The 17834-nt window shown below is 58.5% G+C and carries 19 protein-coding genes; 11 read left to right on the top strand and 8 right to left on the bottom strand.

The features are described from left to right. Window positions 1-45: 45 nt before the first annotated feature. The 4 genes from SynMITS9220_RS07245 to SynMITS9220_RS07230 form a co-directional block, all read right to left on the bottom strand. On the bottom strand, window positions 46-234 hold the full coding sequence (locus SynMITS9220_RS07245) for a hypothetical protein (RefSeq protein ID WP_186988222.1): 189 nt from the start codon (window positions 232-234) through the stop codon (window positions 46-48). Then, on the bottom strand, window positions 231-953 hold the full coding sequence (gene msrA / locus SynMITS9220_RS07240; RefSeq protein WP_186988219.1) for a peptide-methionine (S)-S-oxide reductase MsrA: 723 nt from the start codon (window positions 951-953) through the stop codon (window positions 231-233). The genes SynMITS9220_RS07245 and msrA overlap by 4 nt, the downstream gene beginning before the upstream one ends. A gap of 24 nt (window positions 954-977) precedes the next feature. Continuing rightward, window positions 978-1229, bottom strand: a complete 252-nt coding sequence (locus tag SynMITS9220_RS07235) for a hypothetical protein (RefSeq protein ID WP_066906518.1) — start codon at window positions 1227-1229, stop codon at window positions 978-980. 72 nt (window positions 1230-1301) lie between these two features. Next, a complete protein-coding gene (locus tag SynMITS9220_RS07230; RefSeq protein WP_186988217.1) occupies window positions 1302-3053 on the bottom strand; it encodes an ABC transporter ATP-binding protein in 1752 nt (583 codons plus the stop codon). A gap of 208 nt (window positions 3054-3261) precedes the next feature. On the opposite strand from SynMITS9220_RS07230, the gene trpD reads away from it, so the two are divergent. From trpD to SynMITS9220_RS07190, 8 genes are all read left to right on the top strand, one after another. Continuing rightward, window positions 3262-4308 carry an anthranilate phosphoribosyltransferase gene (gene trpD, locus SynMITS9220_RS07225; protein ID WP_186988215.1) on the top strand — a complete coding sequence of 349 codons (1047 nt, stop codon included), beginning with the start codon at window positions 3262-3264 and terminating at the stop codon, window positions 4306-4308. Window positions 4309-4342: 34 nt separating this feature from the next. Beyond that, a complete protein-coding gene (gene carA / locus SynMITS9220_RS07220; RefSeq protein WP_186988213.1) occupies window positions 4343-5485 on the top strand; it encodes a glutamine-hydrolyzing carbamoyl-phosphate synthase small subunit in 1143 nt (380 codons plus the stop codon). Window positions 5486-5573: 88 nt separating this feature from the next. Continuing rightward, complete coding sequence (locus SynMITS9220_RS07215; protein ID WP_074160780.1) at window positions 5574-5921, top strand: STAS domain-containing protein; 348 nt, start codon at window positions 5574-5576, stop codon at window positions 5919-5921. Next, window positions 5918-6328, top strand: coding sequence for a ribonuclease III domain-containing protein (locus SynMITS9220_RS07210; protein ID WP_186988204.1), 411 nt, complete (start codon window positions 5918-5920; stop codon window positions 6326-6328). Before SynMITS9220_RS07215 ends, SynMITS9220_RS07210 begins: the two co-directional genes overlap by 4 nt. A gap of 11 nt (window positions 6329-6339) precedes the next feature. Beyond that, window positions 6340-7977, top strand: coding sequence for a 23S rRNA (guanosine(2251)-2'-O)-methyltransferase RlmB (gene rlmB, locus SynMITS9220_RS07205; protein WP_186988202.1), 1638 nt, complete (start codon window positions 6340-6342; stop codon window positions 7975-7977). Window positions 7978-8077: 100 nt separating this feature from the next. Continuing rightward, the gene (locus SynMITS9220_RS07200) at window positions 8078-8323 is read left to right on the top strand and encodes a DUF1816 domain-containing protein (RefSeq protein WP_186988200.1); all 246 of its coding nucleotides are present in this window, start codon (window positions 8078-8080) and stop codon (window positions 8321-8323) included. A gap of 59 nt (window positions 8324-8382) precedes the next feature. Further along, window positions 8383-9846: an Asp-tRNA(Asn)/Glu-tRNA(Gln) amidotransferase subunit GatA gene (gatA, locus tag SynMITS9220_RS07195; protein ID WP_186988198.1), complete on the top strand. Its 1464-nt coding sequence runs from the start codon at window positions 8383-8385 to the stop codon at window positions 9844-9846. Between the two features lie 89 nt (window positions 9847-9935). Continuing rightward, complete coding sequence (locus SynMITS9220_RS07190) at window positions 9936-13457, top strand: DNA polymerase III subunit alpha (protein ID WP_186988195.1); 3522 nt, start codon at window positions 9936-9938, stop codon at window positions 13455-13457. 12 nt (window positions 13458-13469) lie between these two features. Here the strand turns inward: SynMITS9220_RS07190 and SynMITS9220_RS07185 are convergent, their stop codons facing one another. The 3 genes from SynMITS9220_RS07185 to ruvA are packed head-to-tail and all read right to left on the bottom strand — an operon-like array spanning window position 13470 to window position 14846. Beyond that, on the bottom strand, window positions 13470-13847 hold the full coding sequence (locus SynMITS9220_RS07185) for a PAM68 family protein (RefSeq protein ID WP_067097941.1): 378 nt from the start codon (window positions 13845-13847) through the stop codon (window positions 13470-13472). A 26-nt stretch (window positions 13848-13873) separates the two neighbouring features. Continuing rightward, complete coding sequence (gene rpsO, locus SynMITS9220_RS07180; protein WP_067097939.1) at window positions 13874-14143, bottom strand: 30S ribosomal protein S15; 270 nt, start codon at window positions 14141-14143, stop codon at window positions 13874-13876. A gap of 55 nt (window positions 14144-14198) precedes the next feature. Continuing rightward, a complete protein-coding gene (gene ruvA, locus SynMITS9220_RS07175) occupies window positions 14199-14846 on the bottom strand; it encodes a Holliday junction branch migration protein RuvA (protein ID WP_186988193.1) in 648 nt (215 codons plus the stop codon). 702 nt (window positions 14847-15548) lie between these two features. Between ruvA and SynMITS9220_RS07170 the strand changes: the two genes are divergently transcribed. The 3 genes from SynMITS9220_RS07170 (at window position 15549) to SynMITS9220_RS07160 (ending at window position 16866) form a co-directional block, all read left to right on the top strand. Continuing rightward, a complete protein-coding gene (locus tag SynMITS9220_RS07170; protein WP_255482968.1) occupies window positions 15549-15692 on the top strand; it encodes a hypothetical protein in 144 nt (47 codons plus the stop codon). A 188-nt stretch (window positions 15693-15880) separates the two neighbouring features. Next, the gene (locus SynMITS9220_RS07165; RefSeq protein WP_186988189.1) at window positions 15881-16237 is read left to right on the top strand and encodes a DUF2834 domain-containing protein; all 357 of its coding nucleotides are present in this window, start codon (window positions 15881-15883) and stop codon (window positions 16235-16237) included. 221 nt (window positions 16238-16458) lie between these two features. Beyond that, window positions 16459-16866 (top strand): hypothetical protein, encoded by a 408-nt coding sequence (locus SynMITS9220_RS07160; RefSeq protein WP_370594393.1) that lies wholly within the window; start codon window positions 16459-16461, stop codon window positions 16864-16866. On the opposite strand, the gene SynMITS9220_RS07155 is transcribed toward SynMITS9220_RS07160, so the two are convergent. After that, window positions 16839-17759 (bottom strand): DMT family transporter, encoded by a 921-nt coding sequence (locus tag SynMITS9220_RS07155; protein ID WP_186988185.1) that lies wholly within the window; start codon window positions 17757-17759, stop codon window positions 16839-16841. The two genes, SynMITS9220_RS07160 and SynMITS9220_RS07155, sit on opposite strands and share 28 nt — an antisense overlap. Between the last annotated feature and the right edge of the window lie 75 nt (window positions 17760-17834).

Here is a 17834-nt window from a genome sequence, read left to right as displayed (position 1 = left end):
ACTTCCAACCTTGCCAGGTCGGTTTGACCAGAGGGGAGGGAGTGGTCAGATCGCCAGGGTTCCCCTCAGAAGGGGAGCGCTCACCTGTGCTGGAGGGCTAGGAGAAGGATCACGCCACAGAAATGGACGCTCATGATCCGACCTTGGTCTTAGAGCAAAGGCCATCGCGAAGACCAGGATCACCGTCAGAGCGATCACAGCGATCACCACCCTGTCGGGAAGGGAGTCATTCATGTCTGGAGCTGGATCGGATTGTTGTCACCACGCAAGACGCAGTGACTGATGCTCCAGTCGTAATGGTTCCAGACCTGAGTGGGTAAGCGATAGTCGGATCCTTCAAAGGCATCGAGGCTGATCCCTGTGGGCATGGCGGAGCAGTAGGGCCTGCTGCCGGGACGCGCCAGATATTGCTGGTGGTAAGACTCGGCGAAATGGAAGGTTCGGTCGGCTGCGATTTCGGTCGTGATGCTGTCCCGTTCGGCCTGAGTCAGAGCCTGTTGGTACCAGTCGCGACTGGCCAGGGCCAGTTGCATCTGCCGAGGGGTGGTGGTGTAAATCGCAGATCGATACTGACTGCCCTGGTCATTGCCCTGGCGGTCCCCTTGCGTGGGGTCATGACATTCCCAGAACAGTTTGAGCAGGTCGCTGACGTCGATGGCTGGGGTGCTGTAAACCACGCGCACCACTTCGGTGTGACCAGTCCGTCCGCTGCAGACCTGTTCATAGCTCGGAGATGGAGTCTGGCCGCCTGCATAGCCCACGGCTGTGGAGACAACACCGGGTAACCGCCAAAAACCTTTTTCAGCGCCCCAGAAGCATCCGCAGCCAAAAACAATTTCTTCCTGGTCTTCCATCAGAGGCGCCTTGAGTGGCGTTCCGAGAACAACGTGACGTTCGTCAGCGTTGCCGTCTGATTGTCCTTGCTGAGAACCCGTGAGCCAGTTGGGCAGCATCACATCCTTGTCTGTGTCGCAACCCTAGGCAGATGTCATCGGATCCAGGCGGATGTGATTGAGCAGAGTGGTGACGAAGGCGAATAGCAGAAACGGCACGCTGAGCACAAGAATCAAGCCGACTCCCACCAGGGCAAACACCGGTCGTGAAGACCCCATGAGGGCTAGCCCTGCTGCAAGGCTCACAAAAATCACAGCCATCCAGGCCAGGATCTGTCCGTAGATATCCCCGAACGTCAGGGTGCAGCGGACCGAGAAAGGGGTACCTGACGTCATGGTTCGGCAGCAGAGACTCCAGCTAAGCCGAGGCACCAGGTTTTGTCGCCCGTTCGTTGCGCAACCTTTGCGTCAGGCCACCGATTCCAGCCGTTCTGCGGCCTGCTCCCGTTCCCACAAACTGCGGTAAAGACCCTGTTCCTGAATCAGATCGGAGTGGTGTCCCTGCTGCACCAACCGTCCCTGATCCAGCACCAAGATCCGGTCGCATGCCGCGGCTGCCGAGAGTTGATGGCTGATCATCACAATCGTGCGTTGTGTCTGGCGTCGGACCGAAGCGAGAATCTCGGCTGCGGTGTTGTTGTCAACGCTCGCCAGTGCATCGTCCAGGACCAGAACAGGAGCCTTCATCAGCAAAGCCCTACCCAGTGCGGTCCGCTGCCTCTGGCCTCCACTGAGCGTGATTCCCCGTTCTCCGACAAGCGTGTTCATGCCATCGGGAAATCCGCGCACATCTGCCAACAGGCGGGCCTGTTCAGCGGCTGCCTCAACCCGTTCGATGTCGGCTTCGGGTTCGCCATAGCGCAGGTTGTCCGCCAGGCTGCTGGTGAATAAATAGCCCTCCTGGGGAACGAGGGCGATCTGTTCGCGCAGGTCATTCAGGCGCACGTTAGTGAGGTCATGCCCATCCAGGAACAGTTGATTGGCGGGCACTTCCACCATGCGACCCAGCGCGCGGGCCAGCGTGGTTTTGCCACATCCGACTGGACCAACAACGGCCACCAGTTCGCCTGAGTGAATTTGGAAACTCAGTCCGTTAAGGGTGTCGCAATCGGATCCGTCGTAGCGGATGTGCAAGTTGCGAGCCTCCAACTCACCGCGTACAGGCAGTTTGAGATGCTCTGGTTCGATCGGATCTCGGATCAGCGGTTGTCGCGATAACAGTTCCTCGACACGTTCCAGGCTGACCTGTCCGGTTTGGAATGTATTGAGCGTGAAGCCAAGTAAAGCTGTGGGAAACACCAGCCGCTCCACGTAAAGAATCAGGGCGACCAGGCCGCCGATCGACAGGGTGCCCTGCTGGAGTTGCCCGCTTCCAAGTGCAAGCAGCAACAGCAGCGAGATCGAGGAGATCCCCTCTAGTAGGGGGAAAAGGGTGCTGCGTGTGCGTGCCAGCTGAATGGCGGTGTCGCGATAACCGCGGTTGCGAGAACTGAAGGCATTCAGTTCCTGTTGTTCCTGGCTGTAGATCTTGATGGCGGCGATCCCTGACAGGTCTTCCTGAATGAGTTCACTCAGACCTGCCAGTGCTTCCTGCTGGCGACGCTGTTCGCGCATCATTCGCCCTCCGAACAGGCGAACGGCGCCGAGCATCACCGGATAGAGGGAGATTGCGGCAACCGTGAGACCGGGATCAATCGCCAGCATGGCCGGCAGTGTGAAGGTGTAGGCCAGAACGGTGTTCGTCAGGCTGAGCACTGCAAAACCCAGGAGCCGGCGCACGTTTTCAACATCGCTGGTTGCACGGCTGATCACCTCCCCGCTGCCCGTTTGCTGAACCCATCCGGGCTCCTGTTGCAGCATCTGATCAAACAGCTTCTGCCGAAGCTCAACCTCCACCTGACGCCCGACTCCGAAGACCAGCTGACGTGAGATCAGCCTCGCCACTCCCATGCTCGTGGCGAGCAACACGATCCAGCCCGCCTGTGCAAGCACATCGGAGAAGGCGAAACCCTCCTGAAGGTCATCAATCACCCTCCGAACTTCGAGGGGGATGGTGACGCTGAGGATGTTCACGATCACCAGAGCGATCGCACCCATCAGCACCGTGCGGCGATGGGGCTTCAGGTAGCGGCCGATCAGATCGAGGCGAAAAGCGGCCATCGCGAACCCTGAACAACGAACAACCTAGGCATTGAGCTGGTGCTCAGGAGAGCGATAAGCGGCAGGAAGGGTTGCGATTGGCCTTGAGCTGGCCATCGCATCCTTTTTAAGGGATAGTGTTGATGTCCCCATCACCCGGCCCGGAGTGCATCTGCACCCGGGCTTTTTTCTGTCCGTCGATCTCCAAGGCTCCAGGCCTCTTTTCCCCATGGTCTCCGCAACTGTTTCCTGGCCTCAGACACTGGAACTTCTGCTCAACGGCGGAGTGCTCGTTCCTGATCAGGCAGCGGCATTAATGAGGGCGTGGCTCTCGGAGGAGCTCACGCCAGTGCAAACAGGGGCGTTTTTAGCCGCCATTCGGGCACGTGGTGTCAACGGCGGAGAACTCGGTGCCATGGCAGCGGTGTTGCGTGAAGCCTGTCCTCTGCCGGGGGCACGGCCGGACTTGTTGATGGTGGATACCTGTGGAACAGGGGGTGACGGTGCGGACACCTTCAATATCTCCACAGCCGTGGCTTTTACAGCTGCAGCCTGCGGTGCCAACGTGGCGAAGCACGGCAATCGCAGTGCCAGCGGCAAGGTGGGCTCAGCGGATGTGCTCGAAGGGCTCGGCTTGCATTTGCAGGCACCTGCGGCTCAGGTGGTGGATGCTCTCTCTCAGGCCGGAGTGACCTTTCTCTTTGCGCCGGCATGGCATCCAGCACTGGTGAACCTGGCTCCACTTCGCCGCAGTCTGGGCGTGCGCACGGTGTTCAATCTGCTGGGCCCCCTTGTGAACCCTCTGCGACCCAATGGTCAGGTGCTTGGCGTCGCCACTGAAGACCTGCTGAATCCGATGGCCGAGGCACTGCAGAGTCTTCGCCAGGAGCGAGCCGTTGTTGTTCACGGTGCTGGTGGTCTGGATGAAGCGTCGCTGGCCGGACCCAACGCCCTGCGCATTCTGGAAAATGGCGCGTTGCGTTCAGAGTCCATTTCACCTGGTGATCTCGGACTTCAGGAGGCACCACTCGAAGCGCTGCGTGGTGGTGATCTTGCCTGCAATCAGGCGATCCTCAGTGATCTACTCCAGGGGCGTGGCACTCAAGCCCAGGCCGACGTCGTTGCTTTCAACTGTGCGCTGGTGCTTTGGGTGGCGGGTGTGGAGATGGATCTGAAATCTGGTGCGCAGCGAGCTCTTTCGGCTCTTGGCGATGGCCTTGCCTGGAAGCGTCTTGAGCAATTGCGCCAGGGCCTGACCCCCGCCGAGGGAGGATGAGGGCTCCAGCGTTGTTGAGGGGATTCGTCTGCTGATGACTGCTTCATCCAGTGAGTCGGCATGGCTAGTGCTGGCCGATGGCACTGTCTTCTCCGGTCTGCCCTGTGGCGCTGGCGGCAGCGTGGTCGGTGAGGTTGTTTTCAACACCGGCATGACCGGGTACCAGGAGGTGATGACCGACCCCAGCTATTCAGGACAGCTGGTCACGTTCACCTACCCGGAACTGGGAAACACAGGGGTCAATCCTGATGATCAGGAGGCGGATCAGCCGCATGCTCAAGGTCTGATCGCCCGGCAGTTGTCCCCGGTGGCAAGCAATTGGCGCTCCCGTCAGAGCCTCCAGGACTGGTTGGCGGCCCATGGAGTTGTCGGCATTCAAGGCATCGATACCCGCGCTCTGGTTCGCCATCTGCGTGAAACAGGCGCCATGAATGGTGTGATCAGCTCCGATGGACGCTCGCCGGCTGAGCTGCTTGAGCTGGTGCGTTCAGCACCGTCGATGGAAGGCTTGAATCTCGCCGACAGGGTTTCGACAAGCACCTCCTACGCCTGGAGCACTTCCTGTGCTGTTGATTTCGATCGACGCTTGCAGAGCGGCCGACCGCAGAGTCCGTATCGCGTTGTCGCGATCGATTTCGGCATAAAGCGCGCCATCCTCGATCGATTGGTCAGTCATGGTTGTGATGTGACCGTCATGCCGGCATCGACGGACCTACAGAGCGTGCTGGATTGCAAGCCTGAGGGTGTGTTTCTGTCCAACGGACCGGGTGATCCGGCGGCCGTCAGTGATGGGATCGCTCTGGCTCGTGGTCTGATTCAGCAGCGGGATCTCCCATTGTTCGGCATCTGCCTCGGCCACCAGATTCTCGGACTGGCCATGGGGGGCACCACTTTCAAGCTTGGCTATGGGCATCGTGGTCTCAACCATCCTTGCGGCACCACGGGTCAGGTTGAGATCACCAGTCAGAACCATGGTTTTGCCCTGGATGCGGCCAGCCTTCCTGCTGACAGCATCGAGGTGACCCATCTCAATCTCAACGACCGCACCGTTGCAGCGATGGCCCATCGGCAGCAGCCGCTATTTGGCGTGCAATATCACCCTGAGGCAAGTCCTGGACCCCACGATGCCGACCATCATTTCGCCCGTTTCGTTTCGCTGATGTCAGATCGACGTTGATGCGTGGTCTGTCTGTTGGAGCATCACTACACTTCGCACGACGACGACGCAACATGGGGGGTCTGGTCCCATCACTGAACTGCAGCGACTGACGGTTTCGCTCCGTGGAGGCTTTGAGCAGAAGGATGGCTGCCTGGTGTTTCATTTCACCGGCCAGTTGGATGCCTACTCCGAAAAGCAGTTCATCACTTACGTGATGGATGTTTTGAAGGCCAATGCCTTTCCGGCTGTCTTTGATCTGAGCAAAATCGACTTTCTCGATTCCTCCGGTCTCGGCGCCCTGGTGCAGCTCGCCAAACAATGCAAAGACGCCAAGCGCAGCTTCGTGGTGGTTGGCAATGCCCGTGTGACCCAAACCGTGAAACTGGTCCGACTGGAATCGTTCCTCCATCTGGTGAATGATCTTGAGACGGCTTACACCCAGCTGGCTGCTTGAGCGACTGGATTCGGCTTCAACACGCTCTGCCGCCAGGCTCCACTGATCTCGGGCCCTTGCAGCTCGCCTGGCTCGGAGATGCTGTCTGGGAGCTCCATCAACGTTTGCGGCACTGCCGGCAGGCAGGTCGTTCCAAGGATCTGCACCAAGCGGTGGTGGCCGAGGTTCGGGCCGATGCTCAGGCGGCTGCCTTGAAACGGCTCGAGCCCTGGCTCACTGATGAGGAGAAGGATCTTGTGCGTCGTGGCCGCAATCGTGCCGGCCGCGGACCACGAGGTTCAGACCCTGCAGCCTATGGAAAGGCCACGGGGTTTGAGACAATGGTTGGCTGGCTCTTTCTGCAGAATCCGACGCGGCTTGCCCAGCTTCTGGATCGACTCGAGGAGACCGAATCCGCCCTGTCATAACCATCGATCCCATGAGCTCCCGTTTTGATCGCCGCCCCGCTCGCCCCTCCCGTGGTGGTGATTCCGCAGGCGGTCGACCGCCTCGTGGCGGGCCCCGTGGTCGTCGCCCAAGAGTGGATGGCAGCCCGACAGGATCCCGCCGGCGGGATGGAGACGACAGCAGGGGTGATACGCCCTGGCGTGGATCCCGCGATGGTGAGTTTCGAGGACGCGGACCGTCCCGCAATGGTGCATTTCGCGGCGGTCCCAGAGACGCATCAAGACCTCCTGGCCGAGGCGACCGTCGTGAAGGGGACCGACGCTTTGAAGACCGCCGTCAGGGTGATCGCCGTGATGGGGACCGACGCTTTGAAGACCGTCGTTCGGATGATCGGCGTTTCAATTCAAGGCGCTTTGAAGACCGCCGCGATGGTGACCGGCGTGAAGGTGACCGGCGTTTCGAAGGACGCCGCCCTGAAGAGCGCCGGGATGGTGATCAACGCTTTAAGGGGCGTCGTTCTGATGACAGGCGGTTCCCAGACCGCCGTCCTGGAGCTCGTCGCTTCAGTGATGGCGAGGCCCGCAGCATTCGCCCCGGCCGTGGCGAGCGTCGAGATCGTCAGGTTGATGATCAGCCCCGTGGAGAAGCCACTCCCCATGCTGCTGATCCTGTGGCTGATGATCTGCTCTGGGGCCGGCATGCCACTCAGGCTGCACTGGAAGCCGGTCGTCCGATCCATCGCATCTGGTGCACCAGTGAGATGAGGAGTGCTCCCAAATTCATGCAGCTTCTCCGGGATGCCAAGGCCTCCGGAGTTCTTGTGGAGGAAGTCACCTGGGCTCGTCTGGCTCAGATGACCGGTGGTGCCGTCCACCAGGGCATCGCTCTGCAGACCGCTGCAGCAGACACGCTGAATCTTCCTGATTTGATCGATGGCTGCGGCGAGCTCAATGAACCTCCGCTGCTGTTGGCCCTCGATGGCCTCACCGATCCCCACAATCTCGGTGCGATCGTTCGTTCCGCTGAAGCCTTAGGAGCCCACGGCGTGGTTCTGCCTCAGCGCCGCAGCGCAGGTCTAACGGGATCCGTCGCCAAGGTGGCGGCTGGTGCACTGGAACATCTGCCTGTGGCGCGGGTGGTCAATCTCAACCGCTCCTTGGAAACCCTCAAAGATGCTGGCTATCGCGTGGTCGGCCTTGCCGAGGAAGGTGATCAGACCCTTGAAGAAGTTGATCTGGAAGGTCCTCTGGTGGTGGTCACGGGTTCTGAGGGCCAAGGACTGTCCATGCTCACCCGTCGCCATTGCGATCAGTTGATTCGCATCCCACTGCGGGGTGTCACGCCAAGCCTGAATGCCTCGGTTGCGACCGCTCTCTGTCTCTATGAGGTGGCGCGTCGAGGCTGGATGAAGGGTCTGAAGGGTCAGAACCCATCTCCCCGCATCGTGCGTCCCCAGCTCCCCGCACTGCCATCAGAGCCATCAGAGCAGATTGAAGCCTCACAGAACGGGACTTCATCACCGGCGGAAGCATCCGATATCGCTGGGATGCAGCCCTCCAGCGAACCTGACGCTTCCCCCGTGCCGCCCGAGAACCCAGGCATTGATTTGCAACTCGAACGTCTTCCGCAGACAGTCGAGGCACCCTTTGAAGGCAGCATCGATCTCTGACCGCGCTGCGGTGAACTTCAGGGACTCCGAACAGCGATGGTTGGAATCCTTCCGCCAGCGTTGAATCAGTGCACAATGACCTTGTCTTTATCGCTCCGCCATGGGCCCTCTGAACCGACCGATGCGCTCACTTGCCAACGGTCTAGGCATGGCTTGGTGGGCCAGGGTTCAGACCCATGGCCCAGACGTCACCTACTGGTTCGGTCCTTTCGTGCGCCGCTCCACCCTGGAGCAGGAGCTCCCGGCTTTTCTGAGTGATGTGTCCTCGGAATCGCCCGCTTCACTCGATCATTCATTGGTGCGCTGTCGTCGTTCCGAACCGTTCACGATCGAATCCCAGGGCTGAGTTAGCCCGATGCGAACGCATCTGACTGATAGCGTCTCAGCTGCACGCAAATCCTGACCATGGCGATCGCCGAATGGCGTCAGCAACTGGCAAACGGGGAGGTGTCCGCGAGGGAACTCACCGACCATCACCTGGCCAGGATTGATGCGGTCGACCCAGACGTGCATGCTTTTCTTGAAGTCACGGCAGAGCGTGCCCGTGCTGATGCCGATCGCATTGATGAGGCTCGTCGTGCCGGCGATGATCTGCCGCCCCTGGCTGGGATCCCTCTCGGTATCAAGGACAATCTCTGCACCAGGGGCGTTCGCACCACCTGCTCCAGTCGCATGCTCGAGCAGTTTGTGCCTCCCTATGAATCCACGGTGACCGACCGGCTGTGGGCCTCCGGAGCGGTTCTTCTCGGTAAGACCAACCTGGATGAATTCGCCATGGGTGGTTCAACCGAAACGTCCGCGTTTGGTGCCACCGCCAATCCCTGGAATCCTGAGCATGTGCCCGGTGGGAGCTCCGGCGGCAGTGCCGCTGCTGTTGCCGCTGGCGAGTGTCTGGCCTCCATCGGCTCCGACACTGGTGGTTCGATTCGTCAGCCCGCATCCTTCTGCGGGGTGGTTGGTCTCAAGCCCACCTACGGGCGGGTGAGTCGCTATGGCCTGGTGGCTTTTGCTAGCTCCCTGGATCAGGTAGGACCGTTCACCTCATCGGTGGCGGATGCTGCAGAACTGCTGCAGGTCATGGCAGGAGTTGATCCTCGCGATTCGACCTGTCTGAATGTTGCTGTTCCTGACTACACCGCTGCCCTTGCCGCTCCGATCAAGGGTTTGCGGGTCGGTCTGGTCACCGAGTGCTTTGACCAGGAGGGGTTGGACTCGCAGGTGAAGGCGTCGGTGCTGGCGGCAGCAGATCAGCTCAAAGCTCTTGGCGCCGAACTGGTGGACGTGAGTTGCCCCCGCTTCAACGATGGCATCGCCACGTATTACGTGATCGCGCCGTCGGAGGCATCGGCCAATCTCGCCCGCTACGACGGCGTCAAATATGGCTATCGGGCCGAGGATGCAACATCTCTGGCCGCCATGACTGCCAGAAGTCGTGCGGAGGGTTTCGGCAGTGAGGTGCAACGCCGAATTCTGATCGGTACCTATGCCCTATCAGCCGGTTACGTCGATGCCTACTACAAGAAAGCGCAGCAGGTGAGAACGCTGATCCGGCGCGACTTTGACGCGGCCTTTCAGTCGGTTGATGTGCTGTTGACGCCCACGGCTCCCAGCACCGCCTTCAAAAACGGTGCCCATGCGGATGATCCCCTGTCCATGTACTTGGCGGATCTGCTCACCATTCCGGCCAATCTCGCCGGCCTGCCGGCCATCAGCGTGCCCTGCGGCTTTGATGCCGGCGGTCTGCCGATCGGGGTTCAGCTCATCGGCAATGTGCTGGAAGAGCCCCGTCTGCTGCAGGTGGCTCATCAGTACGAGCAGGCGGCGGACGTGATGAAGTCCAGGCCGAAAGCGGGGCTGGTACCTGCCTGAAACGAGGCTTTTCGCCTGGTCGGCACTGCATCTGGTGTTGCCTGGGGTGCCTGTGCACTGCATCTTGCGCATGCCCCTAGGCTGGGTGCATGGCATTCGTCCCCCTTCACAACCACAGCGACTACAGCCTGCTGGATGGTGCTTCGCAGCTGCCTCAGATGGTGGAGCGTGCCAAGGAGCTGGGAATGCCGGCATTGGCACTCACCGATCATGGGGTGATGTACGGCGCTGTGGAGCTGCTCAAGCTCTGCAAGAGCAGTGGTGTGAAGCCGATCATCGGCAACGAGATGTATGTCATCAACGGTTCAATTGATGACCCACAGCCCAAGAAGGAGCGTCGATACCACCTGGTGGTGCTTGCCAAAAATGCCGTCGGATATCGCAATCTCGTCAAGCTCACCAGCATCAGTCACCTGCGTGGCATGCGCGGCCGTGGAATTTTTTCACGTGCCTGTGTTGATAAGCATCTGCTTGCGCGGTATTCCGAAGGCCTGATCGTTGCCACAGCCTGCCTGGGCGGTGAGATTCCGCAGGCCATCATGCGCGAACGACCTGATGTGGCCCGCGAGGTTGCCCGCTGGTACCAGAGCGTTTTCGGTGACGACTTTTACCTGGAGATTCAAGACCACGGTTCGCCGGAAGATCGCATCGTCAATGTGGAGATCGTCAAGATCGCCCGTGAACTGGGCATCAAGGTTGTTGCCACCAACGACGCTCACTACCTCACTCGTAATGATGTGGAGGCCCATGACGCACTGTTGTGCGTGCTCACGGGCAAACTGATCAGCGACGAAAAACGTCTTCGCTACACCGGCACTGAATACCTCAAATCTGAGGAGGAGATGGGCCATCTCTTCGCAGATCATCTCGAGCCTGAGGTGGTGCAGGAAGCGATTGCCAACACCGTTGCCGTCGCAGAAAAAGTCGAGGACTACGACATCCTGGGCCGCTATCAGATGCCCCGTTTTCCGATTCCTGATGGCCATACCCCGGTCACCTATCTGCGTGAGGTCACAGAGCAGGGCTTGCGTGACCGTCTTGGCCTGACAGCTGCAGACACCATCGAGGAGGTGTACGCCGAGCGGATGGTGCACGAACTCAAGATCATGGAGCAGATGGGCTTTCCCACCTATTTCCTGGTTGTCTGGGATTACATCCGTTTCGCTCGTGAACAGAGCATCCCTGTGGGTCCGGGTCGTGGTTCGGCTGCAGGCTCACTGGTGGCCTACGCCCTTGGGATCACCAACATTGATCCTGTGAGCAACGGTCTGTTGTTCGAGCGTTTTCTCAATCCGGAACGCAAGTCGATGCCTGATATCGACACCGACTTCTGCATTGAGCGCCGGGGCGAGGTGATCGATTACGTCACGCGCCGCTACGGCGATGAAAAGGTGGCTCAGATCATCACGTTCAACCGCATGACCTCGAAGGCCGTGTTGAAGGATGTGGCCCGCGTGCTCGATATTCCTTACGGAGATGCGGACCGTCTGGCCAAGCTGATCCCTGTTGTCAGGGGCAAGCCCGCCAAACTCAAAGCCATGATCGGCGATGAGTCGCCGAATCCCGACTTCAAGGAGCGCTACGAGAAGGATCCCATCGTGAAGCGGTGGGTCGACATGGCCATGCGCATCGAAGGAACCAACAAAACATTCGGCGTTCATGCTGCGGGCGTGGTGATTGCCGCTGATCCCCTCGACGAACTGGTCCCTCTTCAGCGCAATAACGACGGCCAGGTGATCACGCAGTACTTCATGGAAGACGTCGAGTCGATGGGTCTGCTGAAGATGGACTTCCTTGGCCTCAAAAACCTCACGATGATCGACAAGACCCTCGAGCTTGTCGAGCAGACCAGTGGCCAACGGATCGACCCCGATCAGTTGCCCCCTGAAGATCAGGGGACCTTCGATCTTCTGGCCCGCGGTGACCTCGAGGGTATTTTCCAGCTCGAGTCCACAGGCATGCGCCAGATCGTGCGTGATCTGAAGCCCTCATCCCTGGAAGACATCTCCTCGATCCTGGCGCTTTATCGGCCAGGTCCACTGGATGCTGGCCTGATTCCCAAGTTCATCAACCGCAAGCACGGCCGTGAAGCGATCGACTTCGCCCACAGCACGCTGGAGCCGATTCTGAGCGAGACCTACGGAATCATGGTGTACCAGGAGCAGATCATGCGCATCGCGCAGGATTTGGCCGGCTACTCCCTTGGCGAGGCGGATCTGCTGCGTCGCGCCATGGGCAAGAAAAAAGTCTCGGAGATGCAAAAGCATCGCGGCATCTTTGTGAAGGGAGCAACGGAGCGTGGCGTTGACACCAAGGTCGCCGACGAGTTGTTCGACCAGATGGTCTTGTTCGCTGAGTACTGCTTCAACAAGAGCCATTCCACGGCCTATGGAGCGGTGACATATCAAACCGCTTATCTCAAGGCTCACTATCCAGTGGCGTACATGGCAGCGCTGCTCACAGTGAATGCCGGAGCCAGCGACAAGGTTCAGCGCTACATCTCTAACTGCAACGCCATGGGCATCGAGGTGATGCCGCCGGATGTAAATGCCTCCGGTACCGATTTCACCCCGAGGGACAGCCGAATCCTCTTCGGGCTATCGGCGGTGCGCAATCTTGGCGACGGTGCGATCCGTGCCCTGATTCGCTCTAGACAAACCGATGGCGTGTTCCAGTCACTCGCTGATCTCTGTGACCGGGTTCCCTCCAGTGTGGTCAACCGGCGCAGCCTTGAATCGTTGATTCACTGCGGAGCACTCGACGCGCTGGAGCCTGAGGCCAACCGCGCCCAACTGATTGCCGATCTTGATCTTCTGATCGACTGGGCCGGATCCCGTGCAAGGGATCGTGCCAGCGGTCAGGGCAATCTGTTTGATCTGATGGCGGCTCCTGCTGAGGATGAAGCTGACGCCAGCACGGACCTGAGCCTTGCTCCCAAGGCAGCTCCTGTGAAGGACTATCACCCCAGCGAAAAACTGAAGCTGGAAAAGGACCTGGTGGGGTTCTATCTCTCCGATCATCCGCTCAAGCAGCTCACCGCACCCGCCCGTCTGCTGGCACCGATTGGACTGGCCAGCTTGGAAGAACAAGCAGACAAGGCGAAGGTCAGCGCCATCGCGATGGTGAGTGAGATGCGTCAGGTCACGACGCGCAAAGGTGACCGCATGGCGATTCTTCAGCTCGAGGACCTAACTGGTTCCTGTGAAGCTGTGGTGTTCCCGAAAAGTTATGCGCGACTCTCCGATCATCTGATGGCCGAGGCCAGGCTTCTGGTCTGGGCCGCTGTGGATCGACGCGACGAACGGGTGCAGTTGATCGTGGATGACTGCCGCGCGATTGATGATTTGCGTTTGCTTTTGGTGGAACTCGACCCCGATCAGGCCTCTGATGTGGCGGTTCAGCACAAGCTGAGGGAATGTCTCCAAGCCCATCGTCCTGACCAGGATGAGCTGGGTGTGCGCGTTCCCGTGGTGGCAGCGGTGCGTCGAGGGCCCGACGTGCGTTATGTGCGTCTTGGCCCCCAGTTCTGCGTCAAGGATGCGGCCGCGGCTCAGCAACATCTGCAGAACAGTGCTTTCACTGTCAGCTGCAGCGACCCGTTGATGCGTTAGCGCTGAGTCCGATTAAGCCTGCTTCTGAGCTTTGATCGAGCTGCGCAAACGTTGAAGGTTGGGCTTTAGGTGCTCCAGGCCCAGAAACGTTCCTGGCTGAGGTTCCCAGCTTGCCGACAGCACTCCGTAGCTCAGGCCGACCAGACCCAAAAGGAAGAAGAAGCCCGATCCCAGAAGGGTGATGCTTGGCGGGACATCAAGAATGCCTCGACTCACCACGAGGTAACTGATCACAAAAACGGCCATTCCCATCAGGGAAGGAACCCCTGTGGCAATGGCGACGCGTCGGGCCATGCGGTTGGCCACTTCTCTAGGAATCGCTTGATTCCGGGTTGTCTCTGCAGCTGAACGACGCGGTTCAAAAGGAAGAGGATCGCGCTTTTCAGCCATGACTCATGCAGATTCTGGGATGCGGTTCAGCCGCGGATACCCAGTTTGGCGATCAGGCTGCTGTAACGCTGCTCACTCTTGCCCCGCACATAGCTGAGCAGGCGCTTGCGGCGACCAATCATCTTCAACAGCCCCTGACGCGAGGAGTAGTCGTGATTGTTCTGCTGCAGGTGGCTGCTGAGCTTCGAGATGCGCTCGCTCAGCATGGCCACTTGAACCTCAGCCGATCCGGTATCGGTGGCATGGGTCTGGTGGGTGTTGATCAGTTGCTGCTTTTCGGTGGTATCGAGCGACATGCGCGGCGTCTGGCCCTGACAGTGCAAAGAACCAACTTACCTTCCCGCGGTCCCGTTAAGCCGATTCGCTGAGCCAACGCAAACTGGCACGCAGCCATCCTTCATTGTCGTTGTCTTCAGGCACCTCGGAACTGCTAGCGACAGCTCGCATGGCCCGTCGGATCTCGAGGTCCTCATAGCCGAGAGTCTCGAGGGTGAGTTGAAGTTCCTGCAGGGAATCAGGCTGGATTGGCAGAGCTTTCACGTCGCTGCGATCAACAAGCGATAGAGACGCCTCGTTGGCCTCAGGCGCCCAAGAGCCAAGGCGATCTCGGAGTTCCACCGCGATGCGTTCAGCAGTGCGTTTGCCGACCCCCTGAGCCTGCGTCAGCCGCTTCAGGTCCCCTTCAATGATCGCCATCACGAGTTCAGGTGCTGCGTAGCAATCGAGCAGCGAGAGAGCCATCTGGGGACCAACGCCATTCACCGCAATCAGGGTTCGGAACAAATCACGGTCCTGTTGCTGGGGGAATCCAAAGAGCGTCGAACCGTCGTCTCGCTGAACCTGATGGATCCAGACGGTGCAGCTGTTACCGATCTGAGCCTGCTGGTCGCGTTTGGTCAGCTGCACTTCATAACCGACCCCTGAACAGGCGATCACGACGCCCCGGCGGCCGCCCTGCTCCCAGGTCTGGATCCGTTCACCCCGAAGCCAGCCGATCATGAAATGCCCCTGTCTGTTGAATTCTGGCCGTCACCAATGATGCCGGTAAAAACTGAATTCAGAGCCACTCAGGTTGATCAATGCCAGATTGAAGCTCGGCGGCCTGGCTGAGAAGCAGTGGTGATCCAGCGTGTGTTGCCAGGGTGAAGGCATTAATTGATGTCGGCTTGGATCAAGACGGCTTCAGCTGGGCTGATTCTTTGCGCAGTGCTCCTGGTCAGTCAGGCTGCGCAAATAGCGGCGGCGTTGGGGTGATTCGTCGCCAGTCCAAAGACTGTGGTGCGGTGGACTCGATTTGGTTTGAATCTTCTTTTTCCCTGATGATGAGGTGGGTCTGTTCATGCTGGAGTTGGCGTTATTGCTGTTAATTAGTCAATTTCTAAAAATTCAATGATATTTCTAATTATTTCATGAAATACATGCTTGAACGGTATCAAGCAATGCAAATTGCCGGGTCTTGATAATGTTTCGGGTGGTCGACCGTACCTCTGATGGCGGCTCTCCACACTTCACGTTGACTTGAGTCGGGATTACACCGAATCAGTCGGTTCTGGTCTGATTTGAATGACATAAATCCCACTTTTTGAGCATGACGTGGATCGAAAGTTTGGATTGTTCCAATGATCCGCGAATTTGTTTTTCCAGAGTCTTTTCCGGTGATGACACATGAAATTTTTAGCATCTCTTGCTGCTCTTGCCCTGATGGTCATCCCTGCCAAGTCGACGGCAAGGCCGATGGTCGGAGATCTTATGGCTGAAAAGCTGTATTACGCCGAGGGGCGGCAGCATCCTGGACATCCCTTGCATGGTTCTCATGAGGGTCTTTGGGCCGGCTCAGAGCGTTGATTTGTTTGTGATTGATGTGGTTTTCTGAATCACCTTTTTGATGATTATGTTAATGAATTGACTTTTTGATCCCTTCGCGAATTCGCTTTTGAATTAATTGCCGAATCAAAGTCTTTCTGTACCTTTGTAGCTTTGGTCACCTGAATGGTTCTTGTTATGTGAGATTGTGGTCATTTAGATTTTAAAACATGGCTAAATTAAGGCTTGGCCTTTATGGGGCTACTGCGTTGGCTGGTATTGCGTGGCCTTGGTATTGCATTTATCAATTCATTCAGGAAACGGAAGAGCTGGGTTTAACGGATCCAATTGAAATCGTTAATTTGTTCTCCCAGGGCGTCTGGGCCAATGCCTCTGCGGGCTTTATTGCAGCTGACCTCACGCTTGTGCTGATTGCATCGTTTGTTTTTTATGCAGCGGAAGGGATCCGGCTGAAAATGAAATTTTGGTATCTCTATATCGCCGTAACGTTTGCTATTTCCTTTGCTTTTTCGTTCGGTCTGTTCATGTTCAACAGGGAGCGGAACATGGCTTCTGCGTCTGAATAGTCGTTGCTGGAGCGCAGAGGCAGGGCTTTCTCACCCTCAGTCTGACCAGCGTGGTTTCAGGATTCGGGCTGCCGTTAGCCTGAACCTGTAACTCCGGGTGATGGCTCCAAACACCACCAATGATTGGTATCCAGGTCAGCGAGATTTCAGATGTCCATGCGTCTGATTGTCCACTCCGTTTTGCAGTGATTCAATCTCTACGCAGCGCGCGCAGGGCGCTTCTGTCCTTGTTGCTGGTGTGTCTGATCAGTCTCGGCTTGACCTCCTGTTCACTTGGCGATCGTCCGCCTCGCGCTGTGATCCTCAGCGCTCTTGGTCAGCAAATTCATCTCACCCAGAGTGCAATCGCCCAGTCGTTGGATCTTGAGGCCTCCGGGGCTCCAGAGGTCACCAGGGTCCGCCTTGAGGAGCAAGAGAGTCTGAGCATTGGTGATCAGAAAGGCGTGCATCTCATCGGACGCTTCGATTGGCGACTGCCTGGAGATGCGATCAAGGTTGATAGTCCCTTTGAGCTGTTTCTTGAGCGGGGGGAACGCGGCCAGAGCTGGCGTCTGGCATTGCCGAGTGGTTCCGATGACGGCAGTTCGCAGACCTGGATCACTTATCCACTGGCGATCGATCCGGCCTGACGTTGTTTTGCGCTAAGGCTGATCAGAGTGGCTCCGAGCACGCAAAGTGCACCGACGATGACGGTGGCGGTCACCGGTTCAGCAAAGATCAACACTCCCCAGAGAGTGGCGAACACCACCTGGACGTAATTGATTGAGGTTGCGCGCGCCGCAGGGAGCATCGCCAGGCCTTCGGTCAGCCAAACCTGCCCAATCTGTGTGAGCAGGCCGACACCCAGTAACCACAGCCAGTCGCTTCCCGTCGGTAGCACCAGATTGTTCACCAGCAATGGCAACGTCGCTGGCACGGAGACGAGCGGGAAATAGAACACGATCACCAGAGGATGCTCCCTCACAGAAAGTTGGCGGACGCTTACGTAAGCGAGTGCCGTCAACAGGGCTCCACCAAGTCCGATCAGTGCTGAAAAGGGTGGAAGTCCTGCCATCGACTGTCCTGCCCATTCGGGCTGCACAACAAGCAGGACACCGAACAGCCCCAGCAGGACCGCCAGGCTGATGCGCTTGCGGATCGGTTCCCGCAGCAAGGCCCAGGCGCAAACGGTCGTGAGGGTCGGGTAGGTGTATTGAAGGAGGGTGGCTGCGGCCAGAGGCAGGCTGGAAATGGCCTGGAAAAACATCAGCAGTGCGCCAGTGCCGAGCACACCTCTCACCAGCAGCAAACCCCTCTGATGACCCCAAGGGGAGACTCCCAGTCGCTTCAACATGGTGAGCGTGATCGCGAGGCTGATCAACGATCGAATCAGAACCACCTCAGCCACGGGTAAGCGTCCTCCGAGGTGCTTGACGCAGACGGTCATCAGGCTGAAGGCCAAAGCCGCTCCGACCAGACTCACGCAGGCCTTCCATTCCTCAGGGGACTGCGATCCGCGGATGGTTGTCAGCAGGCCTCGCATTCATCGGTCTGCACGCTAGTTCTCAACGATGTCACCGGAGCTGTTCCTGATCGAGCCCTGGTTCATGGTTACCGA

This window comes from Synechococcus sp. MIT S9220 (genome assembly GCF_014304815.1).
GTDB lineage: Bacteria > Cyanobacteriota > Cyanobacteriia > PCC-6307 > Cyanobiaceae > Synechococcus_C.
Note: the sequence above shows the minus strand (reverse complement) of the source record. Positions and strands in the feature narration are given on the sequence as shown.

Excerpts from the sequence above, each read along its gene's own strand:
- SynMITS9220_RS07245 (WP_186988222.1), bottom strand. The coding sequence starts at position 234 with ATGAATGACTCCCTTCCCGACAGGGTGGTGATCGCTGTGATCGCTCTG.
- msrA (WP_186988219.1), bottom strand. The coding sequence starts at position 953 with ATGCTGCCCAACTGGCTCACGGGTTCTCAGCAAGGACAATCAGACGGC.
- SynMITS9220_RS07235 (WP_066906518.1), bottom strand. The coding sequence starts at position 1,229 with ATGACGTCAGGTACCCCTTTCTCGGTCCGCTGCACCCTGACGTTCGGG.
- SynMITS9220_RS07230 (WP_186988217.1), bottom strand. The coding sequence starts at position 3,053 with ATGGCCGCTTTTCGCCTCGATCTGATCGGCCGCTACCTGAAGCCCCAT.
- trpD (WP_186988215.1), top strand. The coding sequence starts at position 3,262 with ATGGTCTCCGCAACTGTTTCCTGGCCTCAGACACTGGAACTTCTGCTC.
- carA (WP_186988213.1), top strand. The coding sequence starts at position 4,343 with ATGACTGCTTCATCCAGTGAGTCGGCATGGCTAGTGCTGGCCGATGGC.
- rlmB (WP_186988202.1), top strand. The coding sequence starts at position 6,340 with ATGAGCTCCCGTTTTGATCGCCGCCCCGCTCGCCCCTCCCGTGGTGGT.
- SynMITS9220_RS07200 (WP_186988200.1), top strand. The coding sequence starts at position 8,078 with ATGGGCCCTCTGAACCGACCGATGCGCTCACTTGCCAACGGTCTAGGC.
- gatA (WP_186988198.1), top strand. The coding sequence starts at position 8,383 with ATGGCGATCGCCGAATGGCGTCAGCAACTGGCAAACGGGGAGGTGTCC.
- SynMITS9220_RS07190 (WP_186988195.1), top strand. The coding sequence starts at position 9,936 with ATGGCATTCGTCCCCCTTCACAACCACAGCGACTACAGCCTGCTGGAT.
- SynMITS9220_RS07185 (WP_067097941.1), bottom strand. The coding sequence starts at position 13,847 with ATGGCTGAAAAGCGCGATCCTCTTCCTTTTGAACCGCGTCGTTCAGCT.
- rpsO (WP_067097939.1), bottom strand. The coding sequence starts at position 14,143 with ATGTCGCTCGATACCACCGAAAAGCAGCAACTGATCAACACCCACCAG.
- ruvA (WP_186988193.1), bottom strand. The coding sequence starts at position 14,846 with ATGATCGGCTGGCTTCGGGGTGAACGGATCCAGACCTGGGAGCAGGGC.
- SynMITS9220_RS07170 (WP_255482968.1), top strand. The coding sequence starts at position 15,549 with ATGGTCATCCCTGCCAAGTCGACGGCAAGGCCGATGGTCGGAGATCTT.
- SynMITS9220_RS07165 (WP_186988189.1), top strand. The coding sequence starts at position 15,881 with ATGGCTAAATTAAGGCTTGGCCTTTATGGGGCTACTGCGTTGGCTGGT.
- SynMITS9220_RS07155 (WP_186988185.1), bottom strand. The coding sequence starts at position 17,759 with ATGCGAGGCCTGCTGACAACCATCCGCGGATCGCAGTCCCCTGAGGAA.